Annotated in this window: 20 protein-coding genes; 15 read left to right on the top strand and 5 right to left on the bottom strand. The window is 69.9% G+C overall.

The features are described 5' to 3' along the window. Positions 1-13: 13 nt before the first annotated feature. On the bottom strand, positions 14-1,009 hold the full coding sequence (gene tauA / locus ACWH49_RS18610; RefSeq protein ID WP_448172818.1) for a taurine ABC transporter substrate-binding protein: 996 nt from the start codon (positions 1,007-1,009) through the stop codon (positions 14-16). Between the two features lie 234 nt (positions 1,010-1,243). Between tauA and ACWH49_RS18605 the strand changes: the two genes are divergently transcribed. Next, positions 1,244-1,648 carry a DoxX family protein gene (locus ACWH49_RS18605; RefSeq protein WP_448172817.1) on the top strand — a complete coding sequence of 135 codons (405 nt, stop codon included), beginning with the start codon at positions 1,244-1,246 and terminating at the stop codon, positions 1,646-1,648. A gap of 15 nt (positions 1,649-1,663) precedes the next feature. On the opposite strand, the gene pdxR is transcribed toward ACWH49_RS18605, so the two are convergent. Continuing rightward, positions 1,664-3,199, bottom strand: coding sequence for a MocR-like pyridoxine biosynthesis transcription factor PdxR (pdxR, locus tag ACWH49_RS18600; protein ID WP_448172816.1), 1,536 nt, complete (start codon positions 3,197-3,199; stop codon positions 1,664-1,666). A gap of 112 nt (positions 3,200-3,311) precedes the next feature. On the opposite strand from pdxR, the gene ACWH49_RS18595 reads away from it, so the two are divergent. The 14 genes from ACWH49_RS18595 (at position 3,312) to ACWH49_RS18530 (ending at position 18,040) form a co-directional block, all read left to right on the top strand. Beyond that, on the top strand, positions 3,312-3,710 hold the full coding sequence (locus tag ACWH49_RS18595) for a nuclear transport factor 2 family protein (protein ID WP_056462922.1): 399 nt from the start codon (positions 3,312-3,314) through the stop codon (positions 3,708-3,710). A gap of 11 nt (positions 3,711-3,721) precedes the next feature. After that, positions 3,722-5,173: an NAD(P)/FAD-dependent oxidoreductase gene (locus tag ACWH49_RS18590; RefSeq protein WP_448172815.1), complete on the top strand. Its 1,452-nt coding sequence runs from the start codon at positions 3,722-3,724 to the stop codon at positions 5,171-5,173. Between the two features lie 128 nt (positions 5,174-5,301). Further along, a complete protein-coding gene (locus ACWH49_RS18585; protein WP_448172814.1) occupies positions 5,302-6,888 on the top strand; it encodes an ABC transporter substrate-binding protein in 1,587 nt (528 codons plus the stop codon). A 99-nt stretch (positions 6,889-6,987) separates the two neighbouring features. Then, positions 6,988-7,242 carry a hypothetical protein gene (locus ACWH49_RS18580; RefSeq protein WP_448172813.1) on the top strand — a complete coding sequence of 85 codons (255 nt, stop codon included), beginning with the start codon at positions 6,988-6,990 and terminating at the stop codon, positions 7,240-7,242. Between the two features lie 28 nt (positions 7,243-7,270). Next, positions 7,271-8,560, top strand: a complete 1,290-nt coding sequence (locus tag ACWH49_RS18575) for a phospholipase D-like domain-containing protein (protein WP_448174364.1) — start codon at positions 7,271-7,273, stop codon at positions 8,558-8,560. An 84-nt stretch (positions 8,561-8,644) separates the two neighbouring features. Next, the gene (locus tag ACWH49_RS18570) at positions 8,645-9,619 is read left to right on the top strand and encodes an ABC transporter permease (protein WP_056462911.1); all 975 of its coding nucleotides are present in this window, start codon (positions 8,645-8,647) and stop codon (positions 9,617-9,619) included. Next, entirely contained in the window at positions 9,616-10,509 is an 894-nt protein-coding gene (locus ACWH49_RS18565) for an ABC transporter permease (protein ID WP_448172812.1), read from the top strand. Before ACWH49_RS18570 ends, ACWH49_RS18565 begins: the two co-directional genes overlap by 4 nt. Next, positions 10,509-11,528, top strand: coding sequence for an ABC transporter ATP-binding protein (locus tag ACWH49_RS18560; protein ID WP_448172811.1), 1,020 nt, complete (start codon positions 10,509-10,511; stop codon positions 11,526-11,528). The genes ACWH49_RS18565 and ACWH49_RS18560 overlap by 1 nt, the downstream gene beginning before the upstream one ends. Next, a complete protein-coding gene (locus ACWH49_RS18555; RefSeq protein ID WP_448172810.1) occupies positions 11,525-12,559 on the top strand; it encodes an ABC transporter ATP-binding protein in 1,035 nt (344 codons plus the stop codon). Before ACWH49_RS18560 ends, ACWH49_RS18555 begins: the two co-directional genes overlap by 4 nt. 3 nt (positions 12,560-12,562) lie before the next feature. Next, positions 12,563-14,224 carry an amidohydrolase gene (locus tag ACWH49_RS18550; RefSeq protein ID WP_448172809.1) on the top strand — a complete coding sequence of 554 codons (1,662 nt, stop codon included), beginning with the start codon at positions 12,563-12,565 and terminating at the stop codon, positions 14,222-14,224. 10 nt (positions 14,225-14,234) lie between these two features. Further along, a complete protein-coding gene (locus ACWH49_RS18545; protein ID WP_448172808.1) occupies positions 14,235-15,239 on the top strand; it encodes a CobW family GTP-binding protein in 1,005 nt (334 codons plus the stop codon). A 33-nt stretch (positions 15,240-15,272) separates the two neighbouring features. Beyond that, complete coding sequence (locus tag ACWH49_RS18540; protein ID WP_448172807.1) at positions 15,273-15,902, top strand: class I SAM-dependent methyltransferase; 630 nt, start codon at positions 15,273-15,275, stop codon at positions 15,900-15,902. 34 nt (positions 15,903-15,936) lie between these two features. Then, on the top strand, positions 15,937-16,866 hold the full coding sequence (locus ACWH49_RS18535; RefSeq protein ID WP_448172806.1) for an SMP-30/gluconolactonase/LRE family protein: 930 nt from the start codon (positions 15,937-15,939) through the stop codon (positions 16,864-16,866). A gap of 1 nt (position 16,867) precedes the next feature. Beyond that, the gene (locus tag ACWH49_RS18530; RefSeq protein ID WP_448172805.1) at positions 16,868-18,040 is read left to right on the top strand and encodes an HPP family protein; all 1,173 of its coding nucleotides are present in this window, start codon (positions 16,868-16,870) and stop codon (positions 18,038-18,040) included. 165 nt (positions 18,041-18,205) lie between these two features. On the opposite strand, the gene ACWH49_RS18525 is transcribed toward ACWH49_RS18530, so the two are convergent. Genes ACWH49_RS18525 through ACWH49_RS18515 form a run of 3 tightly spaced genes read right to left on the bottom strand, consistent with a single transcriptional unit; the run spans position 18,206 to position 22,844 of the window. Beyond that, a complete protein-coding gene (locus ACWH49_RS18525; RefSeq protein WP_448172804.1) occupies positions 18,206-19,141 on the bottom strand; it encodes a dimethyl sulfoxide reductase anchor subunit family protein in 936 nt (311 codons plus the stop codon). Further along, positions 19,138-19,914, bottom strand: a complete 777-nt coding sequence (locus ACWH49_RS18520) for a 4Fe-4S dicluster domain-containing protein (RefSeq protein WP_448172803.1) — start codon at positions 19,912-19,914, stop codon at positions 19,138-19,140. The genes ACWH49_RS18525 and ACWH49_RS18520 overlap by 4 nt, the downstream gene beginning before the upstream one ends. Further along, on the bottom strand, positions 19,911-22,844 hold the full coding sequence (locus ACWH49_RS18515; RefSeq protein WP_448172802.1) for a molybdopterin-dependent oxidoreductase: 2,934 nt from the start codon (positions 22,842-22,844) through the stop codon (positions 19,911-19,913). Before ACWH49_RS18515 ends, ACWH49_RS18520 begins: the two co-directional genes overlap by 4 nt. Between the last annotated feature and the right edge of the window lie 107 nt (positions 22,845-22,951).

Below are 22,951 nucleotides of genomic sequence, written 5' to 3'. Positions count from 1 at the left end.
GGCACCGTGCGCGCTACTTGGCCATCGCCTTCTTCACGTACACGTCGGTGACGAACGACGAGTAGTCCGGCTTCACTTCCTGCACCCGGCCCTGCTCCTTCAGGAAGGTGGCCGTCTTGGCCATCGCCTTCGCGACGCCACCGCCGAGCCAGGTCGGCGAGGCCTCTTCCTCGAGAGACAGGTACTTGTACAGGCCCATCGATGCGGACAGGCCCTTCGCGTCGGCCTTCGACCACTTCGCGACCGCCTTGATCTCGGGCGAGTCGTCGGTCCACTTCGCGAGGTTGGCGCGGTAGTCGGCCTGCGCCTTCGCCATCACCTTGACCAGCGCGACCATGAAGCCCTCGTTAGCCGCCGCCCACTTGGCGTTGACGATGACGCTGTCGAAGGTCGGGAACCCGCGCGCGCCGATCTCGCCGCTGGTGGCGATCACCTTGCCGTTGCCCTTGATCTTGGAGAGCACCGGATCCCAGATGAAGGTCGCGTCGATGTCGCCGCGCTCCCAGGCGGCGGCGATCTCCGGCGGGCGCATGTTCATCACGTTGACGCCCTTCGGGTCGACGCCCTCGAGCTTCAGGTCGACCATCAGCTGGTAGTGCGCGGTCGAGACGAACGGCGTCGCGACCTTCTTGCCCTTCAGGTCCTTCGGGCCGGTGATGCCCGCGCCGTTGCGCACCACGAGCGCCTCGGCATCGGCGATGTCGTCGAGGATCCAGAACAGCTTGATGTCCTGCCCCTGGCTCGCCGCCGCGGTGATCGGGCTGGAGCCGGCCTCGCCGATCTGCACGTCGCCCGAGGCCATCGCGCGGATCACGTCGCCGCCGCCGCCGAACATGCGCCAGTTGATCTTGTAGCCAGTCGCCTTCTCCAGCTCGCCGGACTCCATCACCGTGCGCAGCGGCACCAGCATGTCCTGGTGGGCGAACGTCACTTCCTTGGTCTGCGCGAAAGCCGTGCCGACCACCATCCACGCCACTGCAGCGGCGACCAGAGACTTGTTCAACGTCATGGGATTCTCCTGTGCGAATCGGTTTCTCGAAGCATCCGGACGGGGCCGGCTCGAAGCGATGGCGACTGTGCACGCAAGCGCCCCGCACGGGGAAGTACCAGCGACCGCGCGCCCGAGGAGCCAGCCGGCGAGGGCTTACCCTCGATCTGGTGCAGCGCGCGCCGCAGCCGCACTGCCGCGGTGCGTTCGACGCGCCTCTAAGATCGACCCACTTTCCACTTCCACCCACCGACCATGCGAACAGACGACCTCGGCAAACTCCTGCTCCGACTGACCCTCGGCGGCCTGATGATCTTCCACGGCATCGCCAAAGTGATCAAGGGGCCTGCGGCCATCAAGGGCATGGTGGCCGCGGCCGGCTTTCCGGAGCAGCTCGGCTACCTGGTCTACGTCGGCGAGCTGGTCGCGCCGCTGCTGCTGATCGTCGGCGTGCTGACGCGCCCGGCGGCGCTGGTGATCGCGATCAACATGGTCGTCGCGGTGCTGCTAGCCCACTCGAAGCAGCTGTTCACGCTCAATCCGGCCTCGGGCGGATGGGCGCTCGAATTGCAGGCGTTCTTCCTGTTCACCGCGCTGGCGATCGCGCTGATCGGGCCGGGCAGCATCCGCTTCGGCCGGCGCGGCGGCTTCTGGGCCTGAGGCGCGGCCGACGGCTCAGTGGGATGGCGGCGCGGCGCGCTTCTCGCCGCGCGCCTGCGCCAGCTCCGCGGCGGCCAGGCCGAGTGCGCGGATGCCGGCGGCGATCTGTCCGGTCGCGATCGACGACAGCCGCAGCCGGAAGAACGGGCACGGGTACGGCGGCTTGCCGAAGAACACGTCGCCAGCCTCGATCAGCACGCCATGGCTGCGCGCCATCAGCGACAGCTCGCCCGCGTCGACCCAGCCCGGCGCGCGCACCCAGATCGACGCGCCGCCCTGCGGCAGCGTGAACTCGAAATCGGGCAGGTGCTCGCGCAGCGCCTGCGCGGCCAGCGCCAGCCGCTCCTGCATCGCCTGGTTGACGCGCCGCGCGTGCGACTCGTGGTGGCCGAGAGAGAGGAACAGCGCGTACGCGTGCTGCAGGAACGCACTCGGGTGCCGCACCATCGCGTGGCGGATCACCCGCAGCTCCTTGATCAGCGCCCGCGGCGCGACGATGTAGCCCAGCCGCAGCACCGGGGACAGGCTCTTGGATACCGAGCCGACGTAGATCACGCGCCCGGTCTTGTCCAGGCTCTTCAGCGCCGGCATCGGCGTGCCTTCGTACAGATTCTCGGCCTCGTAGTCGTCCTCGATGATCACGAAATCCTGCAGCTCGGCCTTGCGCAGCAGCCACTGGCGCCGCTCCAGGCTCAGCGTCGCGGTGGTCGGGCTCTGGTGCGAGGGCGTGATGAACAGATAGTCGACCGCCGGCAGCGCATCGACGACCAACCCGTCGTCGTCGACCGCGATCTCGACCCACTTCGGGCGCCGCAGCGAGAAGCTGTTGCGCGCGTGCGGGTGGCCCGGTTCCTCCAGCCCGACCCGGATGGTCTCGTCGAACAGCGCGTCGGCCAGCAGGTAGTAGGCGTGCTGGGCACCGACCGTGACGATGATCTCCTCCTTGAGCGCGAACACCCCGCGCTTGGGCAGCAGCCGGGTGCGGATCTGCTCGATCAGGTCGGGCACGTCGTCGGTCTCGAAGTCCGGGGTCCAGTGCGGCAACTGCGAACGCGCCAGGCTGCGCGCGCAGCACTCGCGGAAGTCCTCGGTCGGGAACAGCTGCGGGTCGTAGGTGCCGTAGACGAACGGGTACGGGTAGTCGCGCCAGCGGTCGGGCTTGGACAGCGTCGGCTTGTCCGCCAGCGAGCGCAGCACGCGCTCGTTCCAGGCCGGGGCCGCGCCGGCCTGGCCGCTGGTGCCGACCAGCGGCTCGGCCTGCGCCGCGGACAGCGGCCGCGCGTCCTTCGCGACGAAGACGCCGCTGCGCGGCCGCGCCTCCAGGAAGCCCTCGTCCATCAGCTGCAGATAGGCCGACGTGACCGTGTTGCGGCTCAGGCCGAGCAGCGTGGCCAGCTCGCGCGACGACGGCAGCGGCGCCCCGGCACCGAGCCGGCCATCGAGGATCGCCTGCACCACCGCGAGGCGCAGTCGACCCTGCAGCGGCAACGCCGGCTGCTCGGGCAGCTGGAACAGCGTCGCCCATTGGACGGTGGATCGGGAGGTGGCCATGTGAGGATGCGAGTCTATCGGGGGCTGGCTCGGCCGAATCCGGGCAACTGGCCCTATCGCCGCTCCGACGCTTTCTCTACGCTCTGGTGAATCGATCACCGAGGCACCCCCCATGAGCGACTTCAAACCCGTCACCACCGCCACGCTGGAAGCCTTCAGCGCGGCCTGGAACGCCCACGACATCGACGCGCTGATGGGCTTCATGAGCCCCGACTGCGTGTTCCAGACCGCCGCCGGCCCCGACGCCTGCGGCACCCGCATCACCGGCACCGAGGCCGTGCGCAAGGCCTTCGCTGCCGCGTGGCAGGCGGTGCCGGATGCGCAGTGGCGCAACGGCGTGCACTTCGTCCACGGCGACTTCGGCACCTCGCAGTGGACCTTCACCGGCACGGCCGCCGACGGCAGCCGCATCGAGAGCGACGGCATCGACGTGTTCACGTTCAAGGACGGCAAGATCGCGCTGAAGAACGTGTTCCGCAAGGCCCGGCCGAACCTGCCGGCCAGCAAGTAAGGCGGGCGCCCATGGCCATCGCCTCGCCCGTACCGTTCACCGCGCACGCGACCGCGGCCGACCGGCGCTACGACCCGCAATACGACCCGCTCGTCGCGCCGGACCCGGGCGCGGGACGCGCCTATGCCCCGAGCTGGTGGGTCGCGAGCGCCGGCACGCCGCCCGAGGACGACGGCCCGATCACGCAGGACATCGATGCCGACGTCGTCGTCATCGGCTCCGGCTCGACCGGCATCTCGACCGCCCTCTACCTCGCGAAGGAGCACGGCCTCCGCGCCGTCGTGCTCGAGGCGAACCAGACCTCCTGGGGCTGCTCCAGCCGCAGCGGCGGGCAGGGTCAGAATGCCAGCGGCCGGCTGAAGCGCTCGCAGTGGATCGAGCGCTGGGGAGTGGACGTCGCGAAGCAGCTCGACACCGAGATCCGCACCGGCTTCGAGAACTTCCGGCAGCTGACGACCGAGATCGACTGCGACGCGTTCGACGGCGGCCACCTCTACCTCGCGCACCGCCCCGAGAAGCTGGACTACCTGCGCGGCGAGTCGCGCGTGATGAACGAGACCTTCGGCTACCGGACGCGCATGCTGAGCGCCGAAGAGATCCGCCGCGACTACTGCGACGAGCGCGAGACCGCCGGCGGCCTGCTCGAGGCCGAAGGCGTCGGCATCCATCCGCTGAAGTTCACGTTCGGGCTGATCCGCCAGGCGCGCGCGCTCGGCGCGTCGATCCACCCGGGCAGCCCGGTGCAGGGCTGGCAGACGATCGGCGGCGTGCACCACCTGCGCACGCCCGGCGGCACGGTGCGCGCGAAGCGGGTCGCGGTCTGCACCGGCGGCTACACCGGCCAGGCGCTGAACCCGCTGCTGAAGAACAAGATCATGCCGATCCTGTCCAACAACAGCGTGACCCGGCGCCTCACGGCTGCCGAAGTCGCCGCGTGCAACTTCAAGTCGGAGACCTTCCTGACCGACACGCGCACGCTGCGCTTCTACTACCGGCTGCTGAAGGACGGCGACGGCTACCGCCTGCAACTCGGCAGCCGCAGCTCGGTGACCGGTGCGGAGGCCGAAGACCCGGTCCACCTGAAGCTGCTCACCGACGCGATCGCGCGCAAGTTCCCGCCGCTGGCCGGCATCGCGATCGACTACTCCTGGTGGGGCTGGGTCGACGTGAGCCACGACATGATGCCGCGCATCGCCCGGCCCGATCCGGCGCGCAGCGTCTGGTACGCGGTGGGCTACGGCGGCAACGGCGTGTCGTTCTCGACCTGGGCCGGCAAACGGCTGGCGCAGCGCATGGTCGGCGCGGACGCGGACCAGGCGGTTTTCAAGCTGCCGATCTACGACTCGCCGTTGCCCTACCCGAACGTGCTCGGCCTCGTGGAATCGCAGGCGTTCGCGCCGTTCCGCCGGTTCGGCCAGCGCGTGCTCTACAAGTGGTACTGGCTGCGCGACGAGAAGCTCTGACGCGCGCACTGGCACCATCGAAAGGTGGTGCCTGGCTCCATGTTTCGGCATGTCGCTTGCGAGTTTCCTTCGTTGACAGTCCTCTCGCTTTCACCCACGCTGCGCTTCCCTTCCAGGAGATCTTTCCGATGCTGAGTTTCCCCTTCACCCGCCGCCACGCGCTGGCGCTCGCACTGACGGCCGCCGTGGCGCTGCCGGCTGTCGCCCAGGATCAACCGAAGCGCGGCGGCACGCTGGTGATCGGCAGCACGCAGGTGCCGCGGCACCTGAACGGCGGCGTGCAGTCGGGTGTGGCCACCGCGGTGCCCTCGACGCAGATCTTCGCGAGCCCGCTGCGCTTCGACGACAAGTGGAACCCGCAGCCCTACCTCGCCGAGACCTGGAAGCTCGCCGACGACGGCAAGAGCCTGACGCTGAACCTGCGCAAGAACGCGGTGTTCCACGACGGCAAGCCGGTGACCTCGGCCGACGTCGCGTTCTCGATCATGGCGATCAAGGCCAACCACCCGTTCCAGACCATGCTGGCGCCGGTCGAGAAGGTCGACACGCCCGACCCCTACACCGCGATCGTCCGCATGAGCGTGCCGCACCCGGCCATCGTGCTGGCGATGAGTCCGGCGCTGTGCCCGATCATGCCCAAGCACATCTACGGCGACGGCCAGGACCTGAAGAGCCACCCGCGCAACGGCACCGACGTGGTCGGCTCCGGGCCGTTCCGCGTCACCGAGTTCAAGCCGAGCCAGCGCATCGTGCTCGAGCGCTTCGACAAGTTCTTCCTGCCGAACAAGCCCTACCTCGACAAGGTGATCCTGTCGATCACGCCCGACGCCGCGAGCCTGATCCTCGGCCTGGAGCGCGGTGACGTCCAGATGCTGCCGTTCGTGACGCTGCCCACCGACCTGAAGCGCCTGGCGGCCGACAAGAACGTGACGCTGACGCCGAAGGGCTACGAGGGCATCGGCCCGCTGAACTGGCTCGCGTTCAACACCGCGAAGAAGCCGCTGAACGACGTGAACGTGCGCAAGGCGGTCGCTCACGCGATCGACAAGAACTTCATCGCGAAAGCGCTGATGGGCGGCTTCGCGGTGCCGGCCGACGGCCCGATCGTCGCGACCAGCCCGTTCGCGGTGACGGACGTGGTCAAGTACCCGCTCGACCTGAAGAAGGCCGGCGAGATGCTCGACGCGGCCGGGTACAAGACGGGCGCGGGCGGCGAGCGCTTCAAGCTGACGATCGACTACCTGCCCGGCCAGGACGACCAGCAGAAGAACGTGGCGGAGTACATCCGCGGGCAGCTGAAGAAGGTCGGCATCACGGTCGAGGTGCGCGCCTCGGCCGACTTCCCGTCGTGGGCCAAGCGGCTCGCGACGCACGATTTCGATCTGTCGATGGACCTGGTCTTCAACTGGGGCGATCCGGTCATCGGCGTGGCCCGCACCTACCTGTCGACCAACATCAAGCCGATCATCTGGACCAACACCCAGTCGTACAACAACCCGAAGGTCGACGAGTTGCTGAACACCGCCGGCGGCATCCTCGACCCGGTCAAGCGCAAGGCCTACTACGCCACGTTCCAGAAGATCGTGACCGACGAACTGCCGATCGACTTCATCAACGTGGTGCCGTACCACACGGTCGCCAGCAAGAAGGTCGGCAACGTGCCGATGACGATCTGGGGCCCGATCTCGCCGTACGACGAGGTCTACATGAAGTAAGCGGGCGTCGTCCTACAAAGCGACGCGCTCGCGGCGGACGGCCGCGGCGGTGGACGGCGGTGACAGTAACGACCTGTCATCACCCTCCACTACCGCACCATGATCCGCCTTCACCTCACGCTTGCCGGGCACCGCTTCACTTTCGACAGCGGTGCGTTGCTGGGTCTGGCGGCGCTGATCGGTGTGATCATGCTGTTCACTGCGTACGTCGACGCGCTGCATCACTCGGTCGAGCGCGGCGAACTGCTGCGCCAGGCCCAGCGCGCGGACGCCGGCGTGCGGCGCGAGGCGGTCCGCTTCGATCCCGACCTCTCGCCGCGCACGGTCCGTCGCGTCGCGACGCTGGCGAGGTAAGCGCTTGACCCCGCCCGCGCGGCCGCGCCTGACCATCGCGCAGGGCGTCGGCGTCGGTCTGGCCGGCCTCGCGGTCGGGCTGGCCTGCGCGCTGGTCGTCAGCAATTTCGGTTCGACCGAGAAGAAGCTCGAGAAGCCGCTCGAACGCCTCTACGCCGTCGATGACGCGCAGTTCCGCCGCTCCCTCAGCCTGCTGCTCGGCCCGCCGGTGCTGGAAGGCAACGAGGTCGAAACGCTGCTGAATGGCGACCAGATCTTTCCGTCGATGCTGGCGGCGATCCGCAGCGCGCAGCGCAGCATCACGTTCGAGACCTACATCTACTGGGACGGCGAGATCGGCGCGCAGTTCGCCGCCGCGCTGTCGGAGCGCGCGCGGGCCGGCGTCAAGGTCCACGTGCTGCTCGACTGGATCGGCAGCGAACGCCTCGGCGAGGCCCAGGCCGATGCGATGCGTGCCGCGGGCGTCGAGATCGCACGCTTCCACCAGCCGCACTGGTCGCATCTGCCGCGCCTGAACAACCGCACCCACCGCAAGTTGCTGGTCGTCGACGGCGAGACCGGCTTCACCGGCGGCGTCGGCATCGCCGACAAGTGGTCGGGCCACGCGCAGGACAAGGACCATTGGCGCGACACCCACTTCAAGGCGCGCGGCCCCGTCGTCGGTCAGATGCAGGCGGTCTTCAACGACAACTGGACCAAGGCGACCGCCAACGTGCTGCACGGCGACCGCTACTTCCCGGCGATCGCGCCGCGCGGTGCCGGCCAAGGCATTGCCGCGCAGGTGTTCAGCAGCTCGCCTACCGGCGGCGCCGAGAGCATGCACCTGATGTACCTGCTGGCGATCACCGCGGCGCAGCGCACGATCGATCTGGAGAGCAGCTACTTCGTGCCCGACGACCTGACGGTCAACGCGCTGGTCGCGGCGATGCAGCGCGGCGTGAAGGTGCGCATCATCACGCCCGGCGAGGACATCGATTCGTCCGTCGTGCGACGCGCCTCGCGCGCGCTGTGGGGCCCGCTGCTGATGGCCGGCGCGACGATCGCCGAGTACCAGCCGACGATGTTCCATTGCAAGGTCCTGGTGGTCGACGGCCGGTTCGTCTCGGTCGGCTCGACCAACTTCGACAACCGCTCGTTCCGCCTCAACGACGAGGCGAACCTCAACATCCTCGATGCCGACTTCGCCGCCGCGCAGACGCGCATCTTCGATGCCGACCTGAAACTCTCGCGCCCCGTCACCTTCGTCGCCTGGCTTGCACGCCCATGGCGCGAGCGCCTGGCGGAGCGCCTCGCCTCGGTCATCGGCTCCCAGCTTTAGGGCGCGCGCCAACCCTCTGGCACCACGCGACAGCCGCGGTTGGCACTGTGGCGCGCCGGTGTTCTGCGCTACGCTGCGGCTCGCATGAACATCGCCCGCACTCTGCTGTCGCGCATCCTCCAGGGCCTGGCCCTCGTGCTCGCCGTCGTCGTGCTGAATTTCGTGCTCGTTCACGCGGCGCCCGGCGATCCGGTCGAGACCATCGCCGGCGCGAGCGGCGGCATGAGCCCGGAGCTGATGGCGCAGTTGCGCACCCAGTACGGGCTGGACAAGTCGCTGCCGGTGCAGCTCGGTGTCTACCTCGGCAAGGTGGTCAGCGGCGACCTGGGCTACTCGTACTTCTTCAACACGCCGGTCGTCTCGATGATCGCCGAGCGCGTGCCGGCCACGCTGCTGCTGGTGATCAGCGCGGTGCTGTTGGCATTCGTGGTGGGCACCACGCTGGGCGTGCTGTCGTCGCGCAAGCCGAACGGCGTGCTGTCCCAGTTCATCACGGTGCTGAGCATGGTCGGCTTCGCCGCGCCGGTGTTCTGGATGGGCATCATGCTGGTGATCCTGTTCGCCTCCGTGATCCCGATCCTCCCGGTCTCGGGGATGCGGTCGGTCGATGCCAGCGGTGGTGGCTTCAAGGATGTGCTGGACGTGCTGCATCACCTGGTGCTGCCGACCGTGACGCTCGGGCTGGTCTACCTGGCGCAGTACAGCCGGCTGTCGCGCTCGTCGATGCTCGACGTGCTGGGCTCCGATTTCATCCGCACCGCGCGCGCCAAGGGGCTGGCCGAGCGGGTCGTGATGTACAAGCACGCGCTGCGCAATGCGCTGCTGCCGGTCGTCACCGTGCTCGGGCTGCAGTTCGGCAACGTGATGGCCGGTGCGATCCTGGTCGAGACGGTGTTCAACTGGCCGGGTCTCGGGCGGCTGGCGTTCGACTCGGTGCTGCGCCGCGACTACCCGACGATCCTCGGCGTGCTGCTGTTCTCGTCGATCGTCGTGATCGTGATGAACATCCTGACCGACCTGGCCTACCGGCTGATCGACCCGCGCATCAAGGCCGCATGAACACGATCGTCTCCCCCGCTGCGGGCGTCGCGAACGCGCCGCTGAAGATCGAGCATCCCACGGTCGAGGCGCTGCGCATGTTCCTGCGCAATCCGTCGGCGATCGCCGGGCTGCTGATGCTGGCCCTGATCCTCGCGGTGTCGATCGCCGGCCCGTGGGTCTACCCGGCCGATCCGTTCGAGATCAAGGCCGCGCCGCTGACGCCGCCGTTCACCGAGGAAGCCTGGCTCGGCACCGACTACCTCGGCCGCGACGTGCTGACCACGCTGATCTACGGCGGCCGGGCCACGCTGCTGGTCGGCGCGGTCGCGGCGCTGCTGTCGGTGCTGATCGGCATCACGCTCGGCGCGTTCGCCGGCTACTACGGCGGCAGGGTCGACGCGGTGCTGATGCGTGTCACCGAGTTCTTCCAGGTCTTGCCGGCGCTGCTGTTCGCGATGGTGGTGGTGACCTTGTTCTCGCCGTCGCTGGTCACCGTGACGATCGCGATCGGGATCGTCAGCTGGACCGGCACCGCGCGGCTGACCCGCGCCGAATTCATGAAGTACCGCGGCCTGGAATTCGTGCGCGCCGAACGCGCGATCGGCGCGAAGGACGCGCGGATCATCTGGAAGGTGATCCTGCCGAACGCGCTGCCGCCGCTGATCGTCTCGGCCACGCTGGCGATCGGCGCCGCGATCCTGTTCGAGGCCGGGCTGTCCTTCCTCGGCCTGGGCGACCCGAACCAGATGAGCTGGGGCCTGATGATCGGCTCGTCGCGCCAGTACGTGCTGTCGTGCTGGTGGGCGGTGGCCTTCCCGGGCGCCGCGATCTTCCTGACCGTGCTCGCGGTGAGCCTGATCGGCGACGGCCTGAACGACGCGTTGAACCCCAAGCTGCGGGAACGTTGATGAGCGAACCCCTGCTGAAGGTCGAGGACCTGCGCGTCGAGTTCCAGACCCGCCGTGGCAAGGCGCTGGTGCTGAACGGCGTCGACTTCGAGATCCGCGCCGGCGAGACGCTGTGCGTCGTCGGCGAGTCGGGCTGCGGCAAGAGCATGACGGCGCTGGCGCTGCTGCGCCTGATTCCCTCGCCGCCCGGCCGCATCAGCTCGGGCCGCGTGGTGTTCCAGGGCGAGGACCTGGTCACCGCGAACATCGAACGCATGCGCCAGGTGCGCGGCAACCGGATCTCGATGATCTTCCAGGAGCCGATGACCTCGCTGAACCCGGTGCTGACCGTGGGCGACCAGATCGGCGAATCGCTGCGGCTGCATGCTGGCCTCGATGCGAACACGGCGCGCACCCGCGCGGTCGAGATGCTGCGGCAGGTCGGCATCCCGGCGCCGGAGCGGCGCATCGACGAGTACCCGCACCAGCTCTCCGGCGGCATGCGCCAGCGCGTGATGATCGCGATGGCGCTGGCCTGCCGGCCCGACATCCTGATCGCCGACGAGCCGACCACCGCGCTCGACGTGACCGTGCAGGCGCAGATCTTCGACCTGCTGCGCGACCTGCAACGCGAGAAAGGCACCGCGATCCTGCTGATCACGCACGACATGGGCGCGGTCGCCGAGATGGCCGACCGCGTGATGGTGATGTACGCCGGCCGCGTGATCGAACAGGGCACGACCGCCCAGGTGCTCGGCGCGCCCGGTCACCCGTACACCCGCGGCCTGATCGATTGCCTGCCCGAGCTCGGCAGCAGCCAGGCGGCGGTGAGCGACAGCGACCGTGTCGAGCTTGCCGAGATCGCCGGCGTCGTGCCGTCGATCTGGGAGCTCGGCAGCGGCTGCGCGTTCCGTGAGCGCTGCCCGCACGCGATGCCGCGCTGCGCGCAGGAGGTGCCGCCGCTGTTCGGCCTCGACGGCGACGGCGGCCACGGCGCGGCGTGCTGGCTGCACGCCGCGGACCGGAGGGTCGCGGCATGAATGCACCGGTGAAGAACGACGTGCTGCTGTCGGTCAACGACCTGAAGGTCCACTTCCCGCGTGCCAAGTCGGGCTGGTTCGGCGAGCGCGAAGTGGTCAAGGCGGTCGACGGCGTCTCGTTCGACGTGAAGCGCGGCACGACGCTCGCGATCGTCGGCGAATCGGGCTCGGGCAAGACGACGACGGCGCTCGCGGTGATGCGGCTGTCGCCGGTGACCGCCGGGCGCATCCAGCTCGGCGACACGGATCTCGGCGCGCTCCAGGGCGAGCCGTTGCGGCTCGCGCGCCGCCGGCTGCAGATCATCTTCCAGGACCCGTTCTCGTCGCTGAACCCGCGCGAGCGCGCCGGGGCGGCGGTGCGCGCACCGCTCGACCTGATGAACGTCGGCACGCCGGCCGAGCGCACGGCGCGGGTGGCCGAGCTGTTCACCGCGGTCGGCCTGCGGCCCGAGCAGCAGCACCTGTTCCCGCACCAGTTCTCGGGCGGGCAGCGCCAGCGCATCAACATCGCCCGCGCGCTGGCGACGAACCCGGAACTCGTCGTCTGCGACGAGCCGGTCTCGGCGCTCGACATCGCGATCCGGGCGCAGGTCCTGAACCTGCTCGCGCGGCTGCAGCGCGAGCTCGGCCTGACCTACCTGTTCATCTCGCACGACATGGCGGTGGTCGAGCACCTCTGCGACGACATCGCGGTGATGTACCTCGGCCAGATCGTCGAGCGCGGGCCGCGCAGGGCCTTCTTCGCGAACCCGCTGCACCCGTACAGCGTGGCGCTGATGTCGGCGGTGCCGACGGTGCACGGCGGCCGCACCCGCGCGGCGCAGCGCATCAAGCTGAGCGGCGACCCGCCGAGCCCGATCAACCCGCCGCCCGGCTGCCGCTTCGCCGGCCGCTGCCCGGTCGCCGAGCCCGCCTGCGCCGCCGAGCTGCCCCCGCTGCGCGAACTCGCTCCCGGCCACTGGGTGCGCTGCCGCCGGGTCGAGGTGATCGACGGCGTGCCGCGCGCGCCCCTGCAACTGCCCACCGCCTGAACCATGACGACGACGATCTACTCCGCCCGCAAGATCATCACGATGAACGCGATGCAGCCCGAAGCCACGCACGTGGCGGTGCGCGACGGACGCATCCTCGGCGTCGGTGCGCTCGCCGACCTCGCGGCCTGGGGCGCGCACACGCTCGACGAGCGCTTCGCCGGCAAGGTGCTGATGCCCGGGCTGATCGAGGGCCACTGCCACCTGAAGGAAGGCAGCATGTGGGACATGCCGTACCTCGGCTGGTTCGACCGCCGCGACCCGCAGGGCCGCGTCTGGAGCGGCCTGCGCTCGATGGATGCCGTCGTCGCGTGGCTGGTCGAGATCGACGCGGAGATGGGCGTCGCCGGCAAGGCAGCCAACGCACCGCTGATCGCCTGGGGTTTCGACCCGATCTACTTCGGCGGCGAACGGATGACGGTCGAGCACCTCGATCGCGCCAGCGCGACGCGGCCGATCGTGATCGCGCACGCCAACGGCCACCTGATGAACGTCAACTCGGCGATGCTGCGCCTGGCCGAGATCACGCGCGACAACGAGGTCGAGGGCGTCGTCAAGTTCCAGGGCGGCACGAACGCGGGCGAGCCCACCGGCGAATTGCAGGAGCCGGCCGCGATGTTCCTCGTCGTCCGCAAGATCGGCGATGCCGGCCTGCTCTCGCCGATGACGGTGGCCGGCGTGCGCTCGTTCGCGCGCCTGGCCTGCATGCAGGGCGTGACGACCGCGACCGACCTGGTCAACAAGCTCACCGAGTCGGACATCGCCGTGCTCGAGGAAGCGCTCGGCCGGGAGGACTGCGGCATCCGCATCCTGCCGGCGTTCCAGGCCTTCCACGGCACGCACGGCGCGGCGGCCGGCGCCGAGCACGTCAACGCGCTGAAGGCGCGCAACACCGACAAGCTGCGCTACGGCCTGGTCAAGATGATGCTGGACGGCTCGATCCAGGGCTTCTCGGCGCGGCTGCGCTGGCCCGGCCACTTCAACGGCGCGCCGAACGGCATCTGGGTGATGGCGCCGGCGCAGTACGAGGCCGACTTCGAGACCTACCACCGCGCCGGGCTGCTGATCCACACCCACACCAACGGCGACGAGGCCAGCGAGGCCGCGATCGACGCGATCGAGCGCGTCGTCACGCGCGCGCCGCGCGCCGACCACCGCCACACGCTGCAGCACGGCCAGATGATCGATGCGCCGCTGTTCCGCCGCATGGCCGCGCTCGGCCTGTGCGCCAACCTGTTCGCGAACCACCTCTGGTACTGGGGCGACCAGCACTACGAGATGACGATGGGCCCGGACCGTGCCAACCGGCTCGATGCCTGCGGCAGCGCACTCGCCGCCGGCGTGCCGCTGGCGATCCACTCCGACGCGCCGGTCACGCCACTCGGGCCGCTGTTCACCGCATGGTGTGCGGTGAATCGCGTCACGCCGAAGGGCCGCGTGCTCGGCGCGGCCGAGCGCCTCACGGTCCCGCAGGCGCTGCACGCGATCACGCTCGGCGCCGCCTGGACGCTGAAGCTCGACGGCGAGGTCGGCAGCATCGAGTGCGGCAAGCGCGCCGACTTCTGCGTGCTCGAGGACGATCCGCTCGCCGTCGACCCGGCCGCGCTGAAGGACGTGCGGGTCTGGGGCACGGTGCTCTCGGGCCGGGTGTTCGCCGCGCACTAGGCGTCACGGAATGAGCGCGCTCGCGAAGCGCCTGCCGCTGACCGTCATCGGCGGCTTCCTCGGCGCCGGCAAGACGACGCTGCTGAACCGCTGGCTGCGCGACGCCGGCGGGCAGCGGCTCGCGGTGCTGGTCAACGACTTCGGCGCGCTCAACATCGATGCGGCGCTGATCGCGGCGAACACCGGCGAGACGATCGCGCTCAGCAACGGTTGCGTCTGCTGCCAGATCGGCGACGACCTGAGCAGCGCACTGATCCGGGTGCTCGAATCGGCCGAGCGCTTCGACGCGGTCGTGATCGAGGCGAGCGGCGTCTCCGATCCGTGGCGGATCGCGCAGCTCGGCCGCGCCGACCCGGGCCTCGTGCTGGACGGCGTGATCGTGCTGGTCGACGCCAGCGCCGCGCGCGCCCAGTGGCGCGACCCGCTGCTGACCGACACGCTCGAGCGGCAACTGAGGGCCGCCGACCTGGTCGTCATCAACAAGGTCGACCTGGTCGCGGAGGACGAGCGGGCCGCGCTTCGCACGTGGATCGCTGCGATCGCCGGGCCGGTGCCGGTGTTCGAGACGACCGGGGCCGCGGTGCCGCTGGCGATGCTCAGCGGGGTGGCATTGCCGCAGGCGCACGCCGCTCACCCGGCATCGGCGGCGTGCGACCACGACCACGACCACGACCACGCCCACGTCCAACACAACGGCGCGCACGATCCCGACCACGGCGCACTCTTCGACACCTGGTCATGCCGCCCGGCCGGCGCGTTCGACGCCGCCGCGCTGCGCGCCTGGCTGCGCGCCACGCCGTCCGGCCTGCTGCGGCTCAAGGGCGTGCTGCGCACGACCGACGCGGACGGCAGCGTCGGCTGGTCCGAGCTGCAATTCGCGGGTCGACACGGCGCCTTGCGGCGGGCCGACGAGCCGCGCGACGGCGCCGCGCTGGTGGCGATCGGGCTGCGCGGCCGTCTGCCCGCCGCCGCATTGGCCGAGACCTTCGACCGGGGTGTCAGCGCGGCCACGTAGGATCGCGGGGTTGACCCGATCCCGGAGCCCTCGATGCCGTCCCTGCCCCCGCCGCACCAGGCCGCCCTCGCCCAGTACCGCCGCCGTGCGTCGGTCTACGACGCGGAACTCGCGCTGTTCGAGCCGGTGCGGCGGCAAGCGATCGCGCAGCTCGCGCTGCAGGCGGGCGACACGGTGGTCGACGCGGGCTGCGGCACCGGCCTGAGCCTGCGGGCGCTGCGCACGGCGGTCGGCGCCAGCGGCCGGGTCATCGGCATCGAGCAGTGCCCCGAGATGCTCGCGCAGGCGCGCGACTGCGTCGCGCGGCAGGGCTGGCGCAACGTCACGCTGATCGAGGCGTCGGTCGAGGACGCGCAGATCACGCCCGGAGCCGACGCCGCCCTCTTCCACTTCACCCACGACATCCTGCGCGCCCCGGCCGCCGTCTCGAACGTGATGCAGGCGCTGCGCCCGGGCGCGCGCGTCGTCGCCTGCGGCCTGAAGTGGGCCGCGCCGTGGGCCTGGCCGGTCAACCTGTTCGTGTTCGGCGCGGCGCTGCACTCGGTCACCTCGCTCGACGGGCTGGCCGAGCCGTGGAGCCTGCTGCGCGCGCCGGTGGCCGGGCTGGTGGTGGAATCGGCGATGGCCGGCGCGGTCTTCATCGCGCGCGGCCATCGCCGTTGACGAGAAGCATCGAACAACAGAAGGAGACGACACGATGAAGATCCGCGAGATGGCCACCGGCCTGCAGTTTCCCGAGGGCCCGATCGCGATGCAGGACGGCTCGGTCGTGCTGGTCGAGATCGCGCGCGGCACGCTCAGCCGGGTGCGGCCGGACGGCAGCGTGCACGTCGTCGCGCAGCTCGGCGGCGGCCCGAACGGGGCGGCGCTCGGTCCCGACGGTGCGGTCTACGTCTGCAACAACGGCGGCTTCCGCTGGGGCACCGAGATCGACGGCACGTTCCGCCCGCTCGGCCAGGCCGAGGACTACTCGGGCGGCCGCATCGAGCGCGTCGACCTGAACACCGGGAAGTTCGAGCGCCTGTACGACAGCGTCGAGGGCCTCGGCCTGCGCGGCCCGAACGACATCGTGTTCGACGCGCACGGCGGCTTCTACTTCACCGATCTCGGCAAGGTCCGCGAGACCGAGCTCGACCGCGGCGGCGTGTTCTACGGCCGGCCCGACGGCAGCGCGGCGCACGTGATCGCGCGCCCGGTGATGACGCCCAACGGCATCGCGCTCTCGCCGGACGGCAACACGCTGTACTACGCCGAGACAGAGGGCGCGCGCCTTTGGTCCTTCGACATCACCGCGCCCGGGCGGGTGCGCAAGGACACCTGGCCCTCGCCGCAGGGCGCGACGATGCTGTGCGCCTCGCCCGGCGACCACTGGCAGCGCTTCGACTCGATGGCGGTCGACGCGTTCGGCAACCTGTGCGTCGCGACGCTGATGCACGGCGGCATCAGCATCGTCTCGGCCGACGGCCGGCACCACAGCCACGTGCCGCTGCCCGACCGCTTCGTCACCAACATCTGCTTCGGCGGGCCGGACATGCGCACCGCGTACGTCACGCTGTCCGGCAGCGGCCGGTTGATCGCGATCGAGGACTGGCCGGTGCCGGGCCTGCGCCTGAACCACGAGGGCTGAGATGGCGGCGTCGCAGATCGCCTGGCTGCAGAGCCTGCTGCCGCCGCGCGCCTCGGTCAGCCAGCGCGAGCGGCTGCGCGCCGCCGGCGGCGCGCTGATCGGGATCGCGCTGACCGGGCTGGTCAGCGCCGCGCTGCTCGGTTCGGCGCACGCGGCGCTCTGGCTGATCGCGCCGATGGGCGCCTCCGCGGTGCTGCTGTTCGGCGTGCCGGCCAGCCCGCTGGCGCAACCCTGGTCGATCGTCGGCGGTAACGTCGTCTCGGCCCTGATCGGCGTCGCCTGCGCGAAGCTGCTCGGTCCGCCGGTCGCCGCCGCCGCGGCGGCGATCTTCTTCTCGATCGGCGCGATGTTCGCGCTGCGCTGCCTGCACCCGCCGAGCGGTGCGGTCGCGCTGACGGCCGTGCTCGGCGGAACGGCGATCCACGAGCTCGGCTTCGCCTTCGTTGTCGTGCCGGTCGCGCTCGACAGCGTGCTGCTGCTCGCCGCCGCGCTGGTCTACAACAACCTGACGGGCCGCCGCTACCCGCACGACCAGCGCGCCGAGGCACCGCACCCGCACCGCACCGCCGACGCGCTGCCGACCGCGCGGCTCGGCTTCAGCCCGGCCGACCTGCAGGCCGCGCTGAAGGAATACGACCAGGTGCTCGACGTCAGCGTCGACGACCTCGAAGCGCTGTTCCACCGCACCGAGCAGCTGGCGTTCCAGCGCCGCTTCGGCGCGACGCTGTGCCGCGAGATCATGTCGAAGGACGTGCTCGCGGTCGAGTTCGGTACCGAACTGGCGGAGGCGTGGGCGCTGATGCAGGACCATGCGGTGCAGGCGCTGCCGGTGGTGAACAGGCCGCGCCACGTGATCGGCATCGTCACGCGCTCCGATTTCCTGCGCCATGCCGGGCTGACCGAGCAGCCGACCATCGCGCGGCGCCTGCGCGAGTTCCTCCAGCGCACACCGCACACCCACTCGACCAAGCACGAGGTCGTCGGCCAGATCATGACGGCGCCGGCACGCACCGCGCAGGAGGCGACCCCGATCGTCGACCTCGTGCCGCTGATGGCCGACGTGGGCCATCACCACGTGCCGATCGTCGACGACCAGCGGCGGCTGGTCGGCATGGTGACGCAGACGGATCTGGTGGCCGCGCTCTACGAGGTCGCGCTCGGCCGCGCGTTCTGACCGCCTGCGATCCCGCCGACACCGCATCGGCCAAGGTGATGCAGCGCCTTGGCATGCAGGAGATCGGCTTGCAGCGCTGGTACGGCAAGGACCTCCTCACCTACCGCATCGAGGCCGATCGGTGGACCTCCCCCGCGCCGTGAGCGGCCGCGCGCGGTCCGGCGGTCAGGACACCACCTGGTAGTACAGGTTCTGCGGGTGCTTCGCCTGCGCGAAGAAGAACCAGCGCTCGGCCACCAGCCCGGGCACCTGGCACAGCAGCGCCAGCGCCCACGGCCACAGCGAGCCGGTAACGAGCGCGAGCAGCGCGAACAGCGCCGGCAGCGCGAAGCACAGCACGATGAAGCCGAGGCGCACGTTCTTCAGCACCGCCAGCGTGCGGCCGTGGAAGAACTCGCGCGTGTTGAACGAACCGGCCGACATGCCCATCGACTTCTGCACCAGCCGCGACGCGTCGATGCCGGTGGCCGACTGCAATGTCGACTTGTGCTTCAGCGTCGCGTTGCGGCGCAGCGCGAGTGAACGCGTGACCCACGCGACCAGCGTGACGACGAGCGCGGCCGGGCCGGTCACCGCCAGCAGTGCCGACTCGCCCGCGAATGCCGCGAGCGCGCTCGCCAGCACGAGGCCGGAGGACAGGCCGATCAGCGTGAAGTTGACCAGCGTCAGCGGCTGCGCCCATTCCTGGATGAAGCGCAGGCAGGCGTAGATCATCGCGGTGCAATACCAGAGCAGCGCGGCGAGCGCGATGGCCGCCAGCGGCAGCAGCGCCGCGCTCTTGCCCATGTCGATGCCCGCGCGCAGCGCCAGCCACCACAGCGCGACCACGCCGATGAAGGCCGGCAGCACGATCACCTCGCGCGAGAGCCACGAGGTGCGCCACATCAGCACCGCGCGCCAGGCGCGCTCCGGGCGGCCCAGGTGCGCGAACGACGCGGCCAGGCCGATCAGCAGCATCACGACCGCCAGCATCAGCGACGCGCTGACGAAGCCCGGCGCGATCGCCAGCCCCGCCAGCAGCGCGAGCGCGAGCGTCACGACGAGGCCCTGCGCCGCGCCCGCGATCGTCGTGAAGATCACGACGGAAAAGGCCGGATTCATGTCGACCCCCCGACCTTCTCGGTCTTGCGCCGCGGCAGGTACTGGTTGGCGGGCTGGGTCTCCCATTCCGGCATCAACGAATAGCCGCCGCGCTCGCGGATCGCCTTCGAGACCTCGGAGTCCGGGTCCTTCACGTCGCCGAACAGCCGCGCGCCGGTCGGGCAGGCCTTGACGCAGGCGGGCTTGCGGTCTTCCTTCGGCAGGTGCTCGTCGTAGACCCGGTCGACGCACAACGTGCACTTGGTCATCACCTGGCGCTCTTCGTCGAGCTCGCGTGCGCCGTAGGGGCAGGCCCACGCGCAGTACTTGCAGCCGATGCACTTGTCGTAATCGACGAGCACGATGCCGTCTTCCTTGCGCTTGTAGCTGGCCCCGGTGGGGCACACCGGCACGCACGGCGGGTCCTCGCAATGCAGGCAGCTCTTCGGGAAGTGGATCGTGTCGGTGCCGGGGAAGATGCCGGCCTCGTAGGTCTGAACCCGGTTGAAGAAGGTGCCGGTCGGGTCGGCGCCGTAGGGCTTCTCGTCGGCCAGTGGGCCCGCGGAGCCCGAGGTGTTCCATTGCTTGCACGAGGTCACGCAGGCGTGGCAGCCGACGCAGACGTTCAGGTCGATGACGAGCGCGAGCTGCTTGGCGAGCGTGTCGCCCGGTTCCCAGCGCGCGCTGTCGGCGTTGCCTCGCCCGCTGGCGGAAGCGGGTTGGGGTGAGGGGCTCTGCTCCACGAGCGGGAGAGGGAGCGACGCGCCCATGATGTCCTTGAGCCACTGGATCACGATTTGCTCCTTCCGGCGAAGTAGGTCAACACGCTCGCCGCCTTGCCGAGCACGCCTGGCGCGGCCGGCACGGTGGCGATCTGCGGGAACGACTCCTGCGGCTCCTCCGGCTCGGCGGGCCGGATGCGCACGCGCACGTCGTACCAGCCGGCCTGCCCGGTGATCGGGTCCGAATTGCTGATCGTGTTCGACGCGCTGCCGGCAAACGGCAGCTCTTCCGAAATCAGGTGGTTCAGCAGGAAGCCCTTGCGCGCCTCGTCGGCGCCCGGCGCGAGCTGCCACGCGCCGTCGGCCTTGCCGATCGCGTTCCAGGTCCAGACCGTGCCGGGCTCGACCGCCTCGCTGTAGCGGATCATGCAGCGCACCTGGCCCCACTGGCTCTCGACCCAGCACCAGCCGCCGTCGGCGATGCCCGCGGCCTGCGCGGTCAGCGGGTTGACCTGCAGGTAGTTGTGACTGTGGATCTGGCGCAGCCAGGCGTTCTGCGAGTCCCACGAGTGGTACATCGCCATCGGCCGCTGCGTGATCGCGTTCAGCGGGTAGGCCTCGAGATCGGTCGCGGCCTCCTCGAGCGGCGGGTACCAGAACGGCAGCGGATCGAAGTAGGTGTCGATCCGCTCGCGCAGCGCCTCGGGCGGGCGGCGGCCGGCACTCTTGCCCTGCGCCGCGAGGCGGAAGGTCTGCAGCGTGTCGCTGTAGAGCGCGAGCTGCACCGGGTCGTTGCGCTGGCGCCAGCCCTTGTCCTTCGCGAAATCGAGGTACTCGCGGTTCCAGTTCCGCATGTAGTGCATCGTCTCGGGCATGTGGTACTGGAAGACGCAATCGTTCTTCGCGTACATCTCCCACTGTTTCGGGTTCGGCTCGCCGCGCAGGTGCTCGGTGCCGTCCTTGCCGCGCCAGCCCATCAGGAAGCCGATGCCGGGCGCGGGCTGGAAGTTGACGACGAAGTCCGGGTAGTCCTTGAACTTGCGCGTGCCCTCGGCCGTCGTGAAGGCCGGGAACTTCAGCCGCGACGCCAGTTCGATCAGCACCTCCTGGAACGGCTTGCACTGGCCGGTGACCGGCAGCACCGGCACCCGCACCGAATCGACCGGGCCGTCGAACTCCGAGATCGGCCGGTCGAGCATGCTCATCACGTCGTGGCGCTCGAGGTAGGTCGTGTCGGGCAGCACCAGGTCGGCGAACGCCACCGTCTCGCTCTGGAACGCGTCGCAGACGACCAGGAACGGGATCATGTACTCGCCGGCCTCGTCCTTGCGGTTCAGCATCTCGCGCACGGCCATCGTGTTCATGCTGCTGTTCCAGGCCATGTTGGCCATGAAGATCAGCAGCGTGTCGATGCGGTACGGGTCACCCTTCACCGCGTTGGTGATCACGTTGTGCATCAGCCCGTGGGCGCTGAGCGGGTGCTCCCACGAGAACGCGTGGTCGATGCGGATCGGCGAGCCGTCGGGGTTGATCGCCAGTTCGTCCGGATTGGCCGGGAAGCCGAGCGGCGCGGCGTTCAGCGGCGTGTTCGGCTGGATCATCTCGGGCGAATTGAACGCGCGGTAGTTCGGCACGATGTGGCGCGGGTACGGCGCCTTGTGGCGGAAGCCGCCGGGCGCGTCGATCGTGCCGAGCACGCTCATCAGCACCGCCAGCGCGCGCACGGTCTGGAAGCCGTTGGAGTGCGCCGCCAGGCCGCGCATCGCGTGGAAGGCGACCGGGCGCGCCTGCGTGGTCGGGTGCACCTTGCCCCAGGCGTCGGTCCACGGGATCGGCATCTCGAACGCCTGCTTCAGCGCGGTGTCGCCCATCTCGACCGCCAGCTTGCGGATGCGCGCCGGATCGATGCCGGTGATCGCCGCCGCCCACTCCGGCGTGCAGGTCGCGACGCGGTCGCGCAGCAGCTGGAACGACGGCGCGACCTGGGTGCCGTCGGCCAGCGTGTAGTGGCCTTCGAGCGCCGGATCGCACCCGTCGGCGATGCCCTCGGGGTACGCGTTCAGCACCGTGCCGCTGGTCTTGTCCCAGATCAGCTTGTTGTGCGGGTGCCGGCCGTCCCCGGGCGGGCCCTTCTCGGGGTTCGGGTCGAACGCGAACAGGCCCTGGCGCGCGCAGTCGTCGAGCACCACCAGCTGCGGCGCGTTGGTGAAGCGTTTCAGGAACGCGTGGTCGATCCGGTCGGTGCGGATCAGCTCGTGCAGCAGCGCCATGAACAGCGCACCGTCGGTGCCGGGCTTGATCGGGATCCACTCGTCGGCGATCGCCGAGTAGCCGGTGCGCACCGGGTTGATCGAGATGAAGCGGCCGCCGGCGCGCTTGAACTTGCTCAGCGCCACCTTCATCGGGTTGCTGTGGTGGTCTTCGGCGGTGCCGATCATCACGAACAGCTTGGCGCGGTCCAGGTCCGGCCCGCCGAACTCCCAGAAGCTGCCGCCGATCGTGTAGATCATGCCGGCGGCCATGTTGACCGAGCAGAAGCCGCCGTGCGCGGCGTAGTTCGGCGTGCCGAACTGGCGCGCGAACAGGCCGGTCAGCGCCTGCATCTGGTCCCGGCCGGTGAACAGCGCGAACTTCTTCGGGTCGGTCGAGCGGATCTTCTGCAGCCGCTCGGTCAGCATCTCGAACGCCAGCTCCCACGAGATCGGCTCGAACTCGCCGGCGCCGCGCTCGCTGCCGGGCTTGCGGCGCAACGGCTGCGTGAGCCGCGCCGGCGAGACCTGCTTCATGATGCCGGCCGAGCCCTTGGCGCAGATCACGCCCTGGTTCAGCGGGTGGTTCGGGTTGCCGTCGATGTAGCGCAGCTCGCCGTCCCGCAGGTGCACGCGGATGCCGCAGCGGCAGGCACACATGTAGCAGGTGGTGGTCTTGACCTCGGTGGCCGCGGTCGGCGTCACGGCGGCGAGCGGGTCGTGAAGGGGCTCGCGCGACAGGAACTTGAACACCGGCATCTCCTTGGTTCCGCGCGCGAGAGGCGGCGCGGCGATCCCTCATCGTACCGATTCGAGGTGAAAGGCGAAAGCGCACAATCACGGTCAGACCGATCTGAAAA

The organism is Rhizobacter fulvus (assembly GCF_964020785.1).
Note: the sequence above shows the minus strand (reverse complement) of the source record. Positions and strands in the feature narration are given on the sequence as shown.

Coding starts and splice junctions, on each gene's coding strand:
- tauA (WP_448172818.1), bottom strand. CDS start 1,009: ATGACGTTGAACAAGTCTCTGGTCGCCGCTGCAGTGGCGTGGATGGTG.
- ACWH49_RS18605 (WP_448172817.1), top strand. CDS start 1,244: ATGCGAACAGACGACCTCGGCAAACTCCTGCTCCGACTGACCCTCGGC.
- ACWH49_RS18530 (WP_448172805.1), top strand. CDS start 16,868: ATGGCGGCGTCGCAGATCGCCTGGCTGCAGAGCCTGCTGCCGCCGCGC.
- ACWH49_RS18590 (WP_448172815.1), top strand. CDS start 3,722: ATGGCCATCGCCTCGCCCGTACCGTTCACCGCGCACGCGACCGCGGCC.
- ACWH49_RS18595 (WP_056462922.1), top strand. CDS start 3,312: ATGAGCGACTTCAAACCCGTCACCACCGCCACGCTGGAAGCCTTCAGC.
- ACWH49_RS18535 (WP_448172806.1), top strand. CDS start 15,937: ATGAAGATCCGCGAGATGGCCACCGGCCTGCAGTTTCCCGAGGGCCCG.
- ACWH49_RS18545 (WP_448172808.1), top strand. CDS start 14,235: ATGAGCGCGCTCGCGAAGCGCCTGCCGCTGACCGTCATCGGCGGCTTC.
- ACWH49_RS18540 (WP_448172807.1), top strand. CDS start 15,273: ATGCCGTCCCTGCCCCCGCCGCACCAGGCCGCCCTCGCCCAGTACCGC.
- ACWH49_RS18570 (WP_056462911.1), top strand. CDS start 8,645: ATGAACATCGCCCGCACTCTGCTGTCGCGCATCCTCCAGGGCCTGGCC.
- ACWH49_RS18565 (WP_448172812.1), top strand. CDS start 9,616: ATGAACACGATCGTCTCCCCCGCTGCGGGCGTCGCGAACGCGCCGCTG.
- ACWH49_RS18525 (WP_448172804.1), bottom strand. CDS start 19,141: ATGAATCCGGCCTTTTCCGTCGTGATCTTCACGACGATCGCGGGCGCG.
- ACWH49_RS18555 (WP_448172810.1), top strand. CDS start 11,525: ATGAATGCACCGGTGAAGAACGACGTGCTGCTGTCGGTCAACGACCTG.
- ACWH49_RS18580 (WP_448172813.1), top strand. CDS start 6,988: ATGATCCGCCTTCACCTCACGCTTGCCGGGCACCGCTTCACTTTCGAC.
- ACWH49_RS18560 (WP_448172811.1), top strand. CDS start 10,509: ATGAGCGAACCCCTGCTGAAGGTCGAGGACCTGCGCGTCGAGTTCCAG.
- ACWH49_RS18550 (WP_448172809.1), top strand. CDS start 12,563: ATGACGACGACGATCTACTCCGCCCGCAAGATCATCACGATGAACGCG.
- ACWH49_RS18585 (WP_448172814.1), top strand. CDS start 5,302: ATGCTGAGTTTCCCCTTCACCCGCCGCCACGCGCTGGCGCTCGCACTG.
- pdxR (WP_448172816.1), bottom strand. CDS start 3,199: ATGGCCACCTCCCGATCCACCGTCCAATGGGCGACGCTGTTCCAGCTG.